Source organism: Shewanella carassii (assembly GCF_002777975.1).
Taxonomy (GTDB): Bacteria; Pseudomonadota; Gammaproteobacteria; order Enterobacterales; family Shewanellaceae; genus Shewanella; species Shewanella carassii.
The window spans coordinates 132,497-148,002 of the sequence record NZ_NGVS01000023.1 but is presented as its reverse complement, the minus strand read 5'-3'; the positions used below and the strand labels follow the sequence as shown (position 1 = coordinate 148,002).

Annotated in this window: 12 protein-coding genes and 4 tRNA genes; 3 read left to right on the top strand and 13 right to left on the bottom strand. The window is 51.6% G+C overall.

The window, feature by feature from the left end; translation table 11 throughout:
* Positions 1-4 precede the first annotated feature (4 nt).
* The 11 genes from CBE72_RS11605 to astE all read right to left on the bottom strand — a co-directional run bounded on the left by CBE72_RS11605 (position 5) and on the right by astE (position 11,021).
* On the bottom strand, positions 5-1,198 hold the full coding sequence (locus CBE72_RS11605; RefSeq protein WP_100143648.1) for an amino acid aminotransferase: 1,194 nt from the start codon (positions 1,196-1,198) through the stop codon (positions 5-7).
* Between the two features lie 255 nt (positions 1,199-1,453).
* Positions 1,454-1,541: transfer RNA gene (locus CBE72_RS11600), tRNA-Ser, on the bottom strand.
* A gap of 232 nt (positions 1,542-1,773) precedes the next feature.
* Positions 1,774-1,861: transfer RNA gene (locus tag CBE72_RS11595), tRNA-Ser, on the bottom strand.
* A gap of 232 nt (positions 1,862-2,093) precedes the next feature.
* A tRNA-Ser gene (locus CBE72_RS11590) sits at positions 2,094-2,181 on the bottom strand.
* A 232-nt stretch (positions 2,182-2,413) separates the two neighbouring features.
* Positions 2,414-2,501, bottom strand: a tRNA-Ser gene (locus tag CBE72_RS11585).
* 166 nt (positions 2,502-2,667) lie between these two features.
* The gene (locus tag CBE72_RS11580; RefSeq protein ID WP_100143647.1) at positions 2,668-4,668 is read right to left on the bottom strand and encodes a methyl-accepting chemotaxis protein; all 2,001 of its coding nucleotides are present in this window, start codon (positions 4,666-4,668) and stop codon (positions 2,668-2,670) included.
* A 161-nt stretch (positions 4,669-4,829) separates the two neighbouring features.
* The gene (gene nadA, locus CBE72_RS11575; protein ID WP_100143646.1) at positions 4,830-5,897 is read right to left on the bottom strand and encodes a quinolinate synthase NadA; all 1,068 of its coding nucleotides are present in this window, start codon (positions 5,895-5,897) and stop codon (positions 4,830-4,832) included.
* Between the two features lie 164 nt (positions 5,898-6,061).
* The gene (locus CBE72_RS11570; protein WP_100143645.1) at positions 6,062-7,651 is read right to left on the bottom strand and encodes a dihydrolipoyllysine-residue acetyltransferase; all 1,590 of its coding nucleotides are present in this window, start codon (positions 7,649-7,651) and stop codon (positions 6,062-6,064) included.
* Positions 7,652-7,661: 10 nt separating this feature from the next.
* Positions 7,662-8,639, bottom strand: coding sequence for an alpha-ketoacid dehydrogenase subunit beta (locus tag CBE72_RS11565; protein WP_071476039.1), 978 nt, complete (start codon positions 8,637-8,639; stop codon positions 7,662-7,664).
* Between the two features lie 2 nt (positions 8,640-8,641).
* Positions 8,642-9,820, bottom strand: a complete 1,179-nt coding sequence (locus CBE72_RS11560) for a thiamine pyrophosphate-dependent dehydrogenase E1 component subunit alpha (RefSeq protein ID WP_028779909.1) — start codon at positions 9,818-9,820, stop codon at positions 8,642-8,644.
* Between the two features lie 163 nt (positions 9,821-9,983).
* Positions 9,984-11,021, bottom strand: coding sequence for a succinylglutamate desuccinylase (gene astE, locus CBE72_RS11555; RefSeq protein WP_100143644.1), 1,038 nt, complete (start codon positions 11,019-11,021; stop codon positions 9,984-9,986).
* A 295-nt stretch (positions 11,022-11,316) separates the two neighbouring features.
* Here astE and msrA point away from each other — a divergent pair, with 295 nt between their 5' ends.
* Positions 11,317-11,796, top strand: a complete 480-nt coding sequence (msrA, locus tag CBE72_RS11550) for a peptide-methionine (S)-S-oxide reductase MsrA (protein WP_100143643.1) — start codon at positions 11,317-11,319, stop codon at positions 11,794-11,796.
* Between the two features lie 69 nt (positions 11,797-11,865).
* Here the strand turns inward: msrA and pgm are convergent, their stop codons facing one another.
* A complete protein-coding gene (pgm, locus tag CBE72_RS11545; RefSeq protein WP_100143642.1) occupies positions 11,866-13,515 on the bottom strand; it encodes a phosphoglucomutase (alpha-D-glucose-1,6-bisphosphate-dependent) in 1,650 nt (549 codons plus the stop codon).
* A 36-nt stretch (positions 13,516-13,551) separates the two neighbouring features.
* The gene (gene seqA / locus CBE72_RS11540; protein WP_100143641.1) at positions 13,552-14,106 is read right to left on the bottom strand and encodes a replication initiation negative regulator SeqA; all 555 of its coding nucleotides are present in this window, start codon (positions 14,104-14,106) and stop codon (positions 13,552-13,554) included.
* Between the two features lie 302 nt (positions 14,107-14,408).
* Between seqA and CBE72_RS11535 the strand changes: the two genes are divergently transcribed.
* On the top strand, positions 14,409-15,203 hold the full coding sequence (locus CBE72_RS11535) for an alpha/beta fold hydrolase (protein ID WP_100143640.1): 795 nt from the start codon (positions 14,409-14,411) through the stop codon (positions 15,201-15,203).
* A gap of 80 nt (positions 15,204-15,283) precedes the next feature.
* Positions 15,284-15,505 carry a DUF2788 domain-containing protein gene (locus tag CBE72_RS11530; protein ID WP_100143639.1) on the top strand — a complete coding sequence of 74 codons (222 nt, stop codon included), beginning with the start codon at positions 15,284-15,286 and terminating at the stop codon, positions 15,503-15,505.
* The last annotated feature ends 1 nt before the right edge of the window (position 15,506 follow it).

Genomic DNA, 15,506 nt, shown 5'->3' with positions numbered 1-15,506 from the left:
AGGCTTAGAGCACCTTGGCTATCGCCTTGCAGATAACCGGCATATTGGTCTTGGTCATGCCGGCAACACTGATACGGCCGGAGCCGACGATGTAGACGCCGAACTCATCTTTGAGCCTGGCAACTTGTTCTTTGTTGAGGCCTGAGAAGCTGAACATACCGTTTTGACGAGAAATGAAACTGAAGTCGCGATCGACGCCTTCGGCCTTGAGGCTCTCAACGAACAGGGTTCTCATGCTGGCTATGCGCTGGCGCATTTCGGTCAACTCTTGCTGCCACAGGGCATTGAGTTCACCGTCGTTGAGAATAGTGCTGACAATCATGGCACCATGAGCCGGCGGGTTGGAGTAGTTGGCGCGAATGGTACGCTTAACCTGACTGAAAGCCCGGGCAGCGCACTCGCTGTCTTTAGCCACCAGAGTCACGGCGCCGATGCGCTCGTTATAGAGACCGAAGTTTTTCGAGAAGGAGTTGGCAACCAGCAGCTCAGGCACCATGGCGGCTACGGCTCTAAGTCCCTGGGCATCTTCTTCAATTCCAGTGCCAAAGCCTTGATAAGCAAAGTCAAACAGGGGCACCAAGCCTTTATCGGCGCACAGTTTGGCAACTTGTTGCCATTGACTCATATTCAGATCGATGCCGGTCGGGTTATGGCAACAGCCATGCAGCAGCACAAGATCCCCTTCACTCGCCTGTTGCAGATCTGTCATCATGGCATCGAAGTCGAGATCATGGGTTTCTGCCTGATAATAGCTGTACTCTTTGATCTCAAGCCCGGCGGTTTCGAAAATATTCTTGTGGTTGGCCCAGGTTGGGTTGCTGATCCAGATGGTTTTGCTGTCAGTGTTGCTCAGGACAAACTCTGCAGCAACCCGCAGCGAGCCGGTACCACCCGGAGCTTGAGCTGTTACCGCCCGGCCATCGGCGATAATGGCGCTGTCTTTACCGAACAGCAATTGCTGAACCGCTTGATTATACAGGGCAACCCCTTCGATACCGAGATAGCTCTTGGTCTTTTCCTCTTCGAGCAACTTGGCCTCCGCCAACTTAACCGACTTGAGTACCGGAGTCTGGCCTGCCTCATCCTTATAGATGCCAACCCCCAGGTTGACTTTATCTGTGCGGGGATCGGCTTTGAAAGCCTCGGTTAAACCAAGAATGGGGTCGGCCGGCGCGGCGGTAATCTGAGAAAAAATCATGACAACTTTCCTGTAATTGGACATGTAGGGACAAATTGGTTCCATTTATACCACTGTCCTCAGTCTGGTTATAGTCTCCTTGGCAGATTCTGAGTCATTTAATTTATTAATTGAAAGATATTCACTCAGAAAGGAAATTTATCATGGATATGACAACGAAATGCGCTACCGATGGCTTCCGCCTAGCTGTGATGTCAGCTAGGTTCGGAAACGAAAAACGGGACCCAGTTAAGACTGGATCCCGTTATCAAAATCTGGCGGTGAAGGAGGGATTCGAACCCTCGATACGTTGCCGTATACACACTTTCCAGGCGTGCTCCTTCAGCCACTCGGACACCTCACCGTACGTTGGACATTGCGTCTCAACGGGGCGGTACTATAGAGAACTCCAAAGGCCGGGTCAATGCTTTATCGTGCATTACCATCCGTTCGCTGGGTTTTTAGCCTTACACGATTAAGTCAACCGGAGCCACTACCCCGAACATGTCAATGTTCTACAAGAAATAAACTCATGAGTTTATTTCTAAACAAACGAAAACGGGGTTCAGCCTAAACTGAACCCCGTCGTCTAAATTTGGCGGTGAAGGAGGGATTCGAACCCTCGATACGTTGCCGTATACACACTTTCCAGGCGTGCTCCTTCAGCCACTCGGACACCTCACCGTACGTTGGACATTGCGTCTCAACGGGGCGGTACTATAGAGAACTCCAAAGGCCGGGTCAATGCTTTATCGTGCATTACCATCCGTTCGCTGGGTTTTTAGCCTTACACGATTAAGTCAACCGGAGCCACTACCCCGAACATGTCAATGTTCTACAAGAAATAAACTCATGAGTTTATTTCTAAACAAACGAAAACGGGGTTCAGCCTAAACTGAACCCCGTCGTCTAAATTTGGCGGTGAAGGAGGGATTCGAACCCTCGATACGTTGCCGTATACACACTTTCCAGGCGTGCTCCTTCAGCCACTCGGACACCTCACCGTACGTTGGACATTGCGTCTCAACGGGGCGGTACTATAGAGAACTCCAAAGGCCGGGTCAATGCTTTATCGTGCATTACCATCCGTTCGCTGGGTTTTTAGCCTTACACGATTAAGTCAACCGGAGCCACTACCCCGAACATGTCAATGTTCTACAAGAAATAAACTCATGAGTTTATTTCTAAACAAACGAAAACGGGGTTCAGCCTAAACTGAACCCCGTCGTCTAAATTTGGCGGTGAAGGAGGGATTCGAACCCTCGATACGTTGCCGTATACACACTTTCCAGGCGTGCTCCTTCAGCCACTCGGACACCTCACCGCATCGATACTATTTACTGTGCGTATCAGCACATTCACCAAGAGACAAATCTCTATCCCCTTGATGGAGCGGTACTTTACGCAAAAGGAGGATTCCGGTCAAGCAAAAATCCGCCTTAATCTCCGTTTGCGCATTTGCTGAGCAGTACGGTTCATAAATGGTTCAATCAATGTTCATTGAGCCTGAATTTACTCACTTCATCACTCATTCTATTGGCATCTTTGACCAGCAGTTCGTTGAGTTTGCCCAGTTCATTGGCAATATCCTGAGTATTGCGATAAATATCGCTGATCTTCATCGCATTGCGGTTCACCTCTTCAGATACGGCCGATTGCTCGTGGGTCGCGGCAGCTATCTGCTCATTCATACTGTCGATTACTTCCACGTGCTCAACTATGCGTCTGAGCTCTTCTCCGGCGCGATTGGCTTCATTGACGCTGGTACCCGCTTGCGTCTTGCCTTTGGTAATGGCGGCTACCGCCACTTCGGCGCCCTGTTTGAGTCTTTCTGTCATGTTACGGATATCCTCGGTAGAGGATTGCGCCCGCTGTGCCAGATTACGCACCTCATCGGCCACCACGGCAAAGCCGCGGCCCATCTCACCGGCGCGTGCAGCTTCAATGGCTGCATTCAGGGCCAAAAGATTGGTCTGCTCGGCAATCCCGCTGATAACCTCAAGCACACTGACGATACCGTGAATATCCTTATCTAGCTCTGAGATAGCATCGGCAGCAAAACTGATCTCATCAGCCAGCTCACTGATAGCCGATGCAGTGCGTCCCACTTCCAGGCTCCCTTCCCTGGCCTCTGTACTGGCTTGATTAGACGCTTCCGAAGCCCTTACCGCATTCGAGGCAATTTCCTGTACGGTGGAACTCATTTCTGTCATCGCCGATGCCACCTGTTCTGTCTCACTGTAGCCAACAGCTACATCGGCCTGCATCTGGGTTGAGTGTTGTTCCATCTGTTGCACCACTCCCAGCAGAGTCTTGCTGCTGGAGCGGACGCGCAGTATTACCTGTTCAAAGTCGGTCATCATACTGTTGAAAGACTCGGCCAGCTCGCCAAATTCATCTTTCCCTGTATGGGGTAAACGCACACTCAAATCATAATCTGCCCGGGCACGGGTCACACCACGATGCAACTCCCGCAAACTCCCGTGTAGATATTTAAGAATGATGCTGGAAACAAGACTGACAATGATCAGTCCTATCACCATAATCCCCAGAACTATCCAGGTTTGATTGGCCGCATTTTGTTGTTTGTGCAAGGTCTCGGCCAGCAGTTTATCCGACAGCTTCTGCTCAAATTCATGTAACAGGTTAATTCGGGCGGTAGACTGATTAAACCAAGTTTCCGGCGATTGGGATCTGAGGTCCTCGGCTTTTTGCCCAAAAGCCAACTCTCTCAACCGAGTAACCTCGGCCACTGCGGCTTGCGCCTGCAAGATCTGTAAATCTTTGAGAGCGGCTTCATCCGCCAAGGCCACAAACCTTTCCTGGTAAGCGTTTTGCTCTGAAACCAGAGTGATAAATTTGCGATATACTCCGGGTTTGAATTCACTGTGGCCAAAGGTGGAGCTGAGTACCGCTCGTTCAATACCAGCGCGTTCCTTCATCTGTAAAAATGCTGAAAAAGCGGCGGCCTTAATGGCGATTTGCTGATCGCCCCCTTTCTGAACACTGAGGTCGACAATCGACAGCAACAATTTATTCAATTCGGTATAGAAAGCGACCTCTTCGGCAACCGTGATGGTTAACCTGTCCACTTGGCTACGAATTTCTCTCAAGCGGGCAATGCTGCTTCTGGCCTGTGCTAAATCCGTAGCAAAATCGGCTGGAAGCTGATGACTATTCAGAAATTCATTAAATTGTTGTAACTGTTTGTCGGTCAGTTGCCGCTGGCTTGGCAATTTGTCGGCAAAACTCTTGCCCTTGGAGCCAAGATAACCGGCGCTCATGCCGCGTTCTTTTTGCAGTTCATGTACTAGCGCCGAATTGACCACCGCAAGTTCACTGAGATCCAGCACTTCCTCCAGACCATTGGCAAGTGATAGTCGATCGCTGAACAGTAAAATACCAAACAAAGTTGCCGCGATGAAAGGCGGCAGGATGACCAAGAGAAATTTGTGTTTCAGAGGAAGATTTTCAATCCATTGCCATTTCATCGATATACCCTTAATGCGCTAACTTACTAATTTATCGTTACGAGATACAATTTTTAGTATTTGTTGGCAAGTATAGTCGATGAATTGGCGTGTAAGTGGGTAAAGAGCCTACAAAAGTAGGCTCTTTATTGACTCATTGATTAAAAATTAATTCGAGTTGATCAGGCGTTGCCTTTGACCTGCATATTGAGGGTTTTGGCAAAATCCAGCATTCGAGTCAGAGGCACCAGAGCGCCTTGACGCAGCGCTTCATCGACAAAGATCTCATGTTGGCTGTTGTCCTGATTTTCCAGCGCACTGGCTATCGCCTTGAGGCCATTCATTGCCATCCAGGGGCAGTGAGCACAGCTGCGGCAAGTGGCGCCTTCACCGCCGGTTGGTGCTTCAATCAGGGTCTTACCCGGTGCTGCCTGTTGCATCTTGTAGAAGATGCCTCTGTCGGTGGCCACGATAAAGGTATCATTGTCCATGGTCTGGGCAGCTTTGATCAACTGACTGGTTGAACCTACGGCATCGGCCATTTCCACCACACTCGCCGGAGATTCAGGGTGAACCAAAATGGCGGCGTTCGGGTGCTGCGCCTTTAATTGACGCAAAGCTCTGGCCTTGAATTCATCATGAACAATACACTCGCCCTGCCACATCAACATCTCGGCACCGGTTTGCTTGGCAATATAACTGCCCAAGTGACGATCTGGCCCCCAGATGATTTTCTTGCCTTCACTGTCCAGGTGCTCCACGATTTCCAGTGCTATGCTGGAAGTCACCACCCAATCGGCTCGGGCTTTGACCGCAGCCGATGTGTTGGCATAGACCACTACCGTATGATCCGGATGGGCATCGCAGAAGGCACTGAACTGCTCAATAGGACAACCAACATCCAGAGAACAGGTGGCTTCCAGAGTCGGCATCAGAATGGTTTTTTCCGGACTCAGGATCTTAGCGGTTTCCCCCATGAACTTAACCCCAGCAACGATGAGCGTCTTGGCGGGATGATCACGACCAAAACGCGCCATTTCCAGCGAGTCGGAGACACAACCACCGGTTTCCTCGGCCAGAGCCTGAATTTCAGGGTCCGTATAGTAGTGGGCAACCAGCACCGCATTCTGCTCTTTGAGCAGTTGCTTGATCCTGGCTTTGTATTCGCTTTTTTCCTGTTCAGACAAGGGAACCGGTTTGGGCGGGAAAGGATATTGAATATTTTCTATGCTTGGTGCTACCTGACTCATAACAGACCCAATGCGACTAATATTGCTGGCGATTATACGAAATCTGCCACCAAATCGTAACCACTTTGTGCTCGAGATCAAATAAAGCCATTCTGTAAGCCAATTGAACGGCGCCCGGCTCAAGCACACCTAAAACGAAGCCCCGCATTGCGGGGCCTTCTATCTTATCTCATCGCCAGCAGCATTTCCTGCGGCTGCTCGAGATACTGCTTCCACAGATTACAGAAGCGGGCAATGGTGCCGCCATCTATCACTCTGTGGTCACCAGACCAACTGACCTGCATCAGTTTACGGGCTTCCACCTTACCCTTGGCATTGAAGCGCGGCAGGGTTTGCACCTTACCCAAGGCCACAATCGCCACTTCGGGTTTATTGATAATAGGCGTTGCCACAGTGCCGCCCAGCGCGCCTATGTTGGAGATGGAGATGCTACCATCTTTCAGATCGGCAGGTGCGACTCTACCCGAGCGCGCGGCCTGGGTCAGACGGGTCACTTCGGCGGCGATATCCAGAATCGACTTATCCTGCACATCCTTGACGTTGGGCACCAACAAACCGACCTTGGAGTCGACGGCCATCCCTATGTTATGACGACCAAGATAGGTGAGTTCGGTGCAATCGGCGTTCACTCGGCTGTTGATCACCGGAAACTCGGTCAGCGCCAACGACATGGCCTTCATAAAGAAAGGCATCATGGTCAACTTGAGCTCGTCATTTGAGTACTTGGCCTTCATCGCTTCACGAAGGGCGATAAGCTCGGTCAAGTCCAACTCTTCGCAATAAGTAAAGTGCGGAATGCTGGAGACAGACTCCATCATCATCCGCGCCATCACGGCGCGAACGCCCTTGATAGGCTCTACCCTATCGCTTGCCGTTGCCGTTTTGCTGGCTTGCACTTGGCCCTCTGCCAAAGTTTGGGTTTGGGCTTGTACCTGAGGAGCCGCCCCCTTAAGGAAACGTTCGATATCCTCTTTGTAGACCCGGCCATTTTTGCCGCTGCCAGGCACTTTGGCGATATCAACATCCAGACTGCGAGCCATACGTCTTACCGCTGGGCTTGCAAGTGCCTTGCCCTGGGGCACCATACTGCAGGCGGCAGTTTGCGAGCTGCTCTGGGCTTGAGAGACGGCAGAGGCTGAGCTTGATGGAGCACTTGCTGCAGCGGGTTGAGCCACGGCTGCACTGGTGGATTCAGCGGCAACTTCAATGGCAAACAGAGGCTGATGCACCTGGGCCAACTGCCCCTTGCGGTAGTGCAGCTTGACTATTTTACCGGCCTTCATCGCCGGGATTTGCACTAGTGCCTTGTCTGTCATTACATCACAGATAGGTTGATCTTCAACCACAGTGTCGCCTGCTGCGACCAGCCACTCCACCAGTTCGCACTCGACTATGCCCTCGCCGATATCCGGCAGCATAAAGTCTTCCACCTGGCTGCTACCACCTGCAGCACTAGTACTCGGCTGTGCAGCAGTATCGGCGCTGGCTACAGGTACAGGCACTTCGCTGTCTGCAGCGTCTACTTCCACGGCATACAAAGGCTCATGCACCTTGGCAATTTCACCTTTGGCGTAATAAAGCTTACTGATAACACCGGGGAAAGGCGCAGGAATTTGCACCAGAGCCTTGTCTGTCATCACATCACAAACGGGTTGATCTTCGGCGACGGTATCCCCCTCAGCCACCAACCATTCCACCAGTTCACACTCGACAACACCTTCGCCTATGTCGGGCAAAATAAAATCTTTAATCATCCTGGCTCTCCTAGAAATTCACCGAGGCCTTGATGGCTTCAAAGGTTTTAAGCGCATCCGGCATATATTCTTTTTCGTGGATCAAGGGATATGGCGTATCCAGACCACAAACCCGGCTGATGGGCGACTCCAGGTACAGGAAGCATTCCTGTTGGATGGTAGCAGCAATTTCACCGGCAAAACCACCGGTCAGCGGCGCTTCGTGGTTGATGAGCAATCTGCCGGTCTTTTTCACCGACTCGGCCACGGTTTCCACATCCCAAGGGGCGAGAGTACGAAGGTCGATGACTTCGCAGTCAATGCCTTCCTCTTTGGCCATATCGGCTGCTTTCTCGATGATTTCCATCTGCGCGCCCCAGGCAAGCAGAGTAATATCTTTACCCTCACGAACCACTTCGGCTTTACCCAGCTCCAGTTGATAGTCGCCTTCCGGCACATCGCCGACAGAGGCGCGGTACAGGCGCTTGGGCTCAAAGAAGACCACAGGGTTGTTATCGCGAATGGCGGCCAGCAGCAAACCCTTGGCTTGGTATGGGTTACGGGGAACCACCACCTTAAGACCGGGCGTTTGGGTAAAGTAGGCTTCCGGTGACTGGGAGTGGTAATGACCGCCAGCAATGCCGCCGCCATAGGGGGTTCTGAAGGTCAGGCCGCCGACATCAAACTCGTTGCCGCTTCGGTATCTGAACTTAGCCGCTTCGTTGACGATTTGATCGAACGCCGGGAAGATGTAGTCGGCAAACTGGATTTCCGCTACCGGCGTCATGCCGTTGGAAGCCAGGCCGTTGGCAAAGCCTGCTATCCCCTGCTCGGTAAGTGGAGTATTGAAGCAGCGCTCACGGCCAAACTTTTCCTGCAAACCGGAAGTTGCCCGGAACACACCGCCGAAATGGCCTACATCTTCACCGAAAACCAGCATCTTGTCGTCGGCTTCCATCGCTATGGTCAGGGCATTATTGATGGCCTGTAACATATTCATCTGTGCCACGCTTATGATCTCCCTGCTGTTTTAGGATAGGCTTTCGGATACTTGGCAACGTGGGCCTTAAGCTCGGTTAATTGCTGCTTGAGCGCCGCTGTCGGCTGATCAAAAACGTCTTCTATGATGGCGTCTATGGCTGGTGCCGGAACCTTTTCGGCCACTTTTACCGCGGCCAGCACTTCCTCGCGATACTTCTCATACAGCTCGGTCTCGTCGCTTTCCTTGAGCCAGCCTTTGTTGATAAGCCACAACTTGAAGCGTTTCACAGGGTCATGCTGTTGCCACTTGGCTTCTTCCTCTTTAGAGCGATAACCGGATGGATCGTCGGAAGATGAGTGGGCGCCCAGGCGGTAGGTCATGGCTTCAATCAGCACTGGCGCGTTGTTTTCAAGCGCGTAGGCTCTGGCTTGCTGCGTTGCGGCCAGAACCGCCAACATATCGTTGCCGTCGACTCTGATGGTGTGCATGCCATAACCAACGCCGCGGCTGGCTATGCCGTTACCGGCGTACTGCTCTTCCGTAGGGGTTGAGATGGCGTAGCCGTTGTTGCGGCAGAAAAAGATGACCGGCGCTTTATGAACTGCGGCCATATTGAGACCGGCATGGAAATCGCCTTCAGAGGCGGCACCTTCACCAAAGTAACAGATAGCGACATTACGCTTGCCCTGCATCTTCAGCGAGTAACCTACACCGGATGCCTGCGGGATCTGGGTCGCCAGCGGTGAAGAGATGGTTTGGTAGTTGAGTTCACGGCTGCCATAGTGAATAGGCATCTGCCGGCCTTTGCCCAGATCTTTCTCATTGCTGAACATCTGGTTCATAAACTGCTCTGTGGTAAAGCCGCGATAACGCAGTGCGGCATGTTCGCGGTACTGGGCAAGGATCACATCCTTGTCATCCAGCGCGGCGGCACTGCCGATAACGGCGGCTTCTTCACCGATACAGGTCATGTAAAAACTGATCCTTCCCTGACGCTGGGCGCCCAACATACGTTCGTCCAGGACACGGGTAAAGACACAGGTATCGAATATCTTGCGTGACAGGGCTTCATCTATGACGGGCAATACCGCCTCTTCATAGGTGGTGCCGTCGGCCTGAAGTATTTTGAGTACAGGGATATGCAGCGAGTCCTTGTTCAAAAAACTCACCCGATGCACCGTCTCATTCATCTTTGTTGCGTTGCTCATAGTGTGCTCTTGTTATCTCTGGGTTTGTCCGGCTCGAAACCGGCCCTACCGATTTTTTCAGTACGCGCCCCGAACATTACGTTAACGTAAACTAGCAAGCAACTCCCGCCTTGGTCGCTTTGCCAACTAGCATGGGATCGGTGCGTATATATTGGTTTACAATTCAGGCCAATGGCACCTCTGTGGCCTGAACCAGGCAGATCACCGTTCGTTGGCCAATGGGCACCTTGGCGTTGGGAAACACCACAGCTTCCGAGTCCTGCTCTACTCTAATATCCCGGCCCGCTTCCCGCGCCAGCACATATCCCTTGGGGAAAGCGGTGAAGTTTTCCACATCGCTGGCGAAGGTAAATTCAAAGTCGTCGGCCTGCTTATTGATGACCCTACAGACCTGATAGATATTGACCCGTTCAAGCGCCTGTTCCTCGAGTTCGAGCGATTGCTTGCAGATCAAACGGCTCAGCATCTCCCGGGTGGCGATAAAACGTGTCATATCGTTTTGTCCCATGGGGTAAACCTTGCCAAGCTCAATGGTAAAGGCGTCAGCGCCAAACTGATTTGACGAGAAATAGCTGAAAGTGGTTGTGGGTTCATGATGCAGCAACACGGTATCGACTCCGGCCGCCTCTAGGAACATCAATTGTTCACGGCTGTAAGCCTTACCCGGTCGATAGGGATAGATGGCAAACTTTTCATGCTTGGAGCCGCGAATGGCGGTGTGCAGATCGTAATGGATCCTCTGTCTTGCCCCTTGCGGTGCGTCTTCGAAGAAACGTGTGACATAATTTTCCAGCTTCTTGGCGCGGATCCGCTCCGGGTTCACCAGCCCGGGGGAATTGGAATGTTCACCACTGAACAGCCGGTTGAGGTTTTCATCGACAATACGGGTGCCACGGTTAATTGCCGCCGGGTTACCGAACATGAAAAGTACTCGCTGCCCTACCCGTATATCTTGCTTCAACAGCGACTTGATAATGCCATTACACAGTTCAATAGGTGCAGTTTCATTGCCGTGTACCCCGGATGACAGCACGATATCTTTATCACTCTGGTTGTCCAGAGGTTCAAACAGCAAGACTCCTGTGTCCCAAATCGCTATCCGAGTGTGGTCGCCAAGCGTGCCGCTAACGCTTTCCAGTGAATTGGGGTTATTTAGAGTCAATGACAGGAAGTCAGGATTATCCTTCAAGGCTTGTAACACGAAATACTCCTTCTTATTGCCGCTTTGGCTGTTGTTTCCATTAACGCTGCCTCCTGGGCATTTGTCGCAGTGCGTTTGCTAGTTGAGACCAGCGCCGGAGAGCAAGGTTTCATAGTATCACAGCTTATTAAATTGGTGATGTGACTAAAGCTATCCAATGCTAGGCTCGCGAACGGGTTTCAGATAATCCTTATCTAACTAAGGAAGAAAAAAGCTACTCCAACAAATACACCACTTGTGCCGGGAAAGCTTATCATGCACAATTTGGCCATCCAGACATCTAGAGATAAGTTCAATGGCGGTAGCAACATTCGGTGGCGGTTGTTTTTGGGGGGTGGAGTATTTCTTTCGCCAGGTGCCCGGGGTATTAAACGCCAGCAGTGGTTATATGGGCGGTGATGATAGAATCAACCGCTATGAAGAGGTCAAACAGGGAAACAGCGGCCATGCCGAAGTGGTTCAGGTGGAGTTCGATGAAGCCCAGGTTTCATTTAACGAGCTGCTGCAAGTTTTCTGGAGCAATCACAACCCCACCAGTCTCAATCGCCAAGGCGGTGATATCGGCACCCAGTATCGGAGCGTGATTTTTTTTCACAGCAAAGAGCAGAAGGAGCAGGCTGAGGCCTCGAAACTGGCGTTGGCTCGTAGTGGTAAGTGGGGGCAGCGGCACATAGTGACAGAAATTGTTCCAGTGAAACAGTTTCATCGTGCGGAAGAATATCATCAGGATTATATCCAGAAGAATAACCTGCCCAGTTGCCATCTTGAATATTGAACCCCGGAAATAAAAAGCGCAACTGTGTTCACGGCTGCGCTTTTTTACTGAATTGGCAATCTCTTAAGCTCAGTTCGGCTTGCCTTTTAGGGCGCTGGTTATCAGCGCTCTCGCCTGTTCCAGTATCTGCTGCAGGTGCTGCTCGCTGACAAAGCTTTCGGCGTAAATTTTATAGAGTGCCTCAGTGCCTGAAGGTCTGGCGGCAAACCAGCCGTTGTCGGTTAGCACCTTAATACCGCCAATGGCACCATCATTGCCAGGGGCCTTGGTCAGTACCGCCTTAATCTTGTCTCCGGCCAAAGTCTCTGCCCCCAGAGTATCTGCATTGAGGGTGGCAAAACGCGCCTTTTGCTTGGCATTGATGGGACTGTCTATCCGTTTGTAGAAGCAATGACCGTGTATAGCAGCCAGTTCTGCATAACGCTCGGCTGGATTTTTGCCGGTTACGGCGAGGATCTCAGCGGCCAGCAGTCCGAGAATAAAACCGTCTTTATCCGTGCACCAGGTTGTGCCGTCACGTCGAAGGAAGGCGGCGCCGGCGCTTTCTTCGCCGCCAAAGGCCAGGCTGGCTTCACTCAACCCACCGACAAACCACTTGAAACCAACCGGCACTTCACAAAGCTGGCGCCCATGTGAGGCAACTATCTTGTCTATCATGCCACTGGAAACCAAGGTCTTGCCGATCTGCAGCGTCTGCGGCCAATCGGGTCTGTGCTCCAGCAGGTAATCTATCGCCACTGCCAAAAAGTGGTTGGGGTCCATCAACCCTGTCTCTGGGCAGACTATCCCATGTCTGTCGTAGTCGGGATCGTTGCCAAGGCAGATATCGAACTCATCCATGTGCTTAAGCAAGCCTGCCATGGCAAAAGGCGATGAGCAGTCCATGCGGATTTTGCCGTCTTTATCCAGTGGCATAAAGCTGAAGCTGGGATCCACCCGGTCGTTGACCACTGTGATATTCACCCCATAACGGCGGGCAATATGTGGCCAGTAATGGATACCTGAGCCGCCCAAAGGGTCGACACCTATGCGAATGCCGGCATCTTTGATGGCTTGCATATTCACCACAGAAGCAAGATCGGCAACATAGGGCTCAATAAGATCGGTTTCTTTGATGAGTCCGATACTGGCGGCTACGCCGTAGTTGAGTTTCATGACCCCTTCCAGCTGCGCCTTGAGATAATCGTTGGCTCGCTGTTCAATCCAGGCGGTAATCTCACCTTCTGCCGGCCCACCATGGGGCGGGTTGTACTTAATTCCGCCATCCTGAGGGGGGTTGTGAGACGGGGTAATAATAATGCCATCGCTAAGCTCGTGGGCATTTCGGTTTGCGCTAACTATGGCATGGGAGATGACAGGCGTAGGCGTAAAGCCTTGGTTTTCTTGCACCACCACTTTCACATTGTTGGCCAGCAAGACTTCGATGGCAGAAATATAAGCCGCCTCAGACAAGGCATGGGTGTCCATGCCCAGATAGAGTGAACCCTCAATTCCATGGGATTGGCGGTAATCTACCACAGCTTGGGTTATGGCCCAGATATGGTTTTGATTGAAGCTGCCGCTGAAGGAACTGCCCCTGTGCCCAGAGGTGCCAAAGCTCACTCTTTGGGCCGGATCGTCGCCGTTGGGGACAATTCGATAATAGTGGCTCATCAGCCGCGGAATATTAACCAGATCGTTCTGCGTGGCCTTGTTACCGGCCCGCTCATGAATAGCCAAAACAGTACTCCTTGATGGCGATGTTGAAATACAGATTTACGCCTTAAGCGGCAAAGCCTTATCGGCAATGGCTTTAGCCTTGCTGCCGTTGCAACCCATCTTTTCAAGGACTTCAGACAATATAGTGTGTTTCTTGGCAGTGTTGTTATTAGTGGTCACCCAAAAACCACTGCTGCCGACTTCTTTGGGGTTGGCCGACTTACTGGCCTTGAGCAAGGCTTCCTTCGAAGTGGCAAAATAGAGGCGGTCACGCCCCTGAACTTGCAGCACTTGTTCAAAACCGCGGGGGTCTTGGTTGTACAGGCATTCGAGGGCGAACAGAAACCGGCCAACGGCCCCCTTTTGGGCTTCGATAGCCGCACTGCTAAACAGGTTGTCAAAGTCCAGAGTGGACTCTACTTCGGGTAATGCATTGGGACGATAGCCCTGCTCCATTCCTGGCTGGCTGATATCAGCCGGAGCCTTGGGCTCAACTGCGGTAGCATCCAAGCCCAACAGTCGACGAAGAATATCCGATGCGCTTTCGCCAATCCTTTCGGTCTTCCCGGCAATAAAGCGATACAGTTCCTCATCCACCTCAATATATTTCATGGCCCGATTCCTTTAATTTCTGCTTGTTCTATGCAGCCTTAATGACTGTGCCGTCAAAGCCCCTCTGGGGCGCAGCTGCGATTTGGCTCAAAGTATGCCATAACTCGCCAGCGGTGGAAGGCTGAATCATACCAAAATACGAGAATTGAGTTGTAAACCTAAGACTTGTGCAGCCAATTTGTTGAAAAAGCGGTCAAATCCAGTGTTAAATCCGCATCCATCCTTGTCAAATACTGACCTTTGTCGCAGAATTTGCCCCCTGCCGAATGCTGACAACAAACTCTCACAGTAAAGGGGGGCGTATGCACTTTGTCTCGACCGGAAGCGGGAGTCCGGTATTGCTGATCCATGGCTTATTCGGTGATTTGGATAATCTCAAATCGCTCGGGGCCCAGCTTGAGCAAAATCATCGAGTGATAAGAGTCGATTGTCCCAATCACGGTCAAAGTGAACATTGGCCACAGATGGACTATCCAGCCCTTGCAAAAGCGTTTGTGGCTCTGCTCGATGAGCTGGCTATAGACAAGGTACATCTGGTGGGCCATTCCATGGGCGGCAAGATTGCCATGGCAACCGCGCTGGCTTATCCGCAGCGAGTACAATCGCTGACCGCCGCCGATATCGCGCCTGTGGCCTACTCGCCGAGACATGAAAAAGTGTTTGCCGGCCTGAGCAGTATGCCGCTGGATATTAAAGACAGACGTCAAGCGCTGGCACATCTTTTAAATCATGAGATCGATGAAGCGACGGCGCAATTTCTACTCAAAAGCCTGCGCCGAACCGAGTCCGGGTTTGAGTGGAAGATGAATCTGCCGGGGTTGATTGACAGTTATCCGGCGATCATAGGTTGGCATAATGGCCCAGAGCGCCGCGGTGGCCAATTGAGCTATCAGGGACCCACCTTGATGCTCCGGGGTGGCGAGTCAAATTATGTCACAGGCGATTACAAAGAGCAGATCATCGCTCAATTCCCGCAAGTGAAAGCTAAAACTCTGGAAGGTTGCGGACACTGGTTGCACGCCCAGAAACCGGCGATATTTAACCGTATTGTGTCCGATTTCATTACCAGTACCGAGCAAGAACAAGGACCTAACTGAGGGTAAATGCGGTAGCAGCCCCCGAACCAATATGCTATATTCCCGCCTCTTTTGGGTAAGGGAACACTAGGAGTTGCAGCGTGTTAAATCAGTATATGCAGCAGATAGAAGCCATAGGTCTGGATCTGTTTTTCGCGGCAATTTTCTTTTTTATCGGTATGGCCATCAGGGATGTGCTCAAGCAGGGTAATGTGCCCAAGTTTGGTCGCTTTATTGTTTGGTTAGTACTCTTCCTTGGCTGTGCAGGCTTTGTCGCCAAGGGAATAATTCAAATGACCTGGGAAGGCTCAGGTATAGGTTAAA

Coding starts and splice junctions, on each gene's coding strand:
- CBE72_RS11580 (WP_100143647.1), bottom strand. CDS start 4,668: ATGAAATGGCAATGGATTGAAAATCTTCCTCTGAAACACAAATTTCTC.
- CBE72_RS11560 (WP_028779909.1), bottom strand. CDS start 9,820: ATGAGCAACGCAACAAAGATGAATGAGACGGTGCATCGGGTGAGTTTT.
- CBE72_RS11570 (WP_100143645.1), bottom strand. CDS start 7,651: ATGATTAAAGATTTTATTTTGCCCGACATAGGCGAAGGTGTTGTCGAG.
- msrA (WP_100143643.1), top strand. CDS start 11,317: ATGGCGGTAGCAACATTCGGTGGCGGTTGTTTTTGGGGGGTGGAGTAT.
- CBE72_RS11605 (WP_100143648.1), bottom strand. CDS start 1,198: ATGATTTTTTCTCAGATTACCGCCGCGCCGGCCGACCCCATTCTTGGT.
- nadA (WP_100143646.1), bottom strand. CDS start 5,897: ATGAGTCAGGTAGCACCAAGCATAGAAAATATTCAATATCCTTTCCCG.
- seqA (WP_100143641.1), bottom strand. CDS start 14,106: ATGAAATATATTGAGGTGGATGAGGAACTGTATCGCTTTATTGCCGGG.
- CBE72_RS11535 (WP_100143640.1), top strand. CDS start 14,409: ATGCACTTTGTCTCGACCGGAAGCGGGAGTCCGGTATTGCTGATCCAT.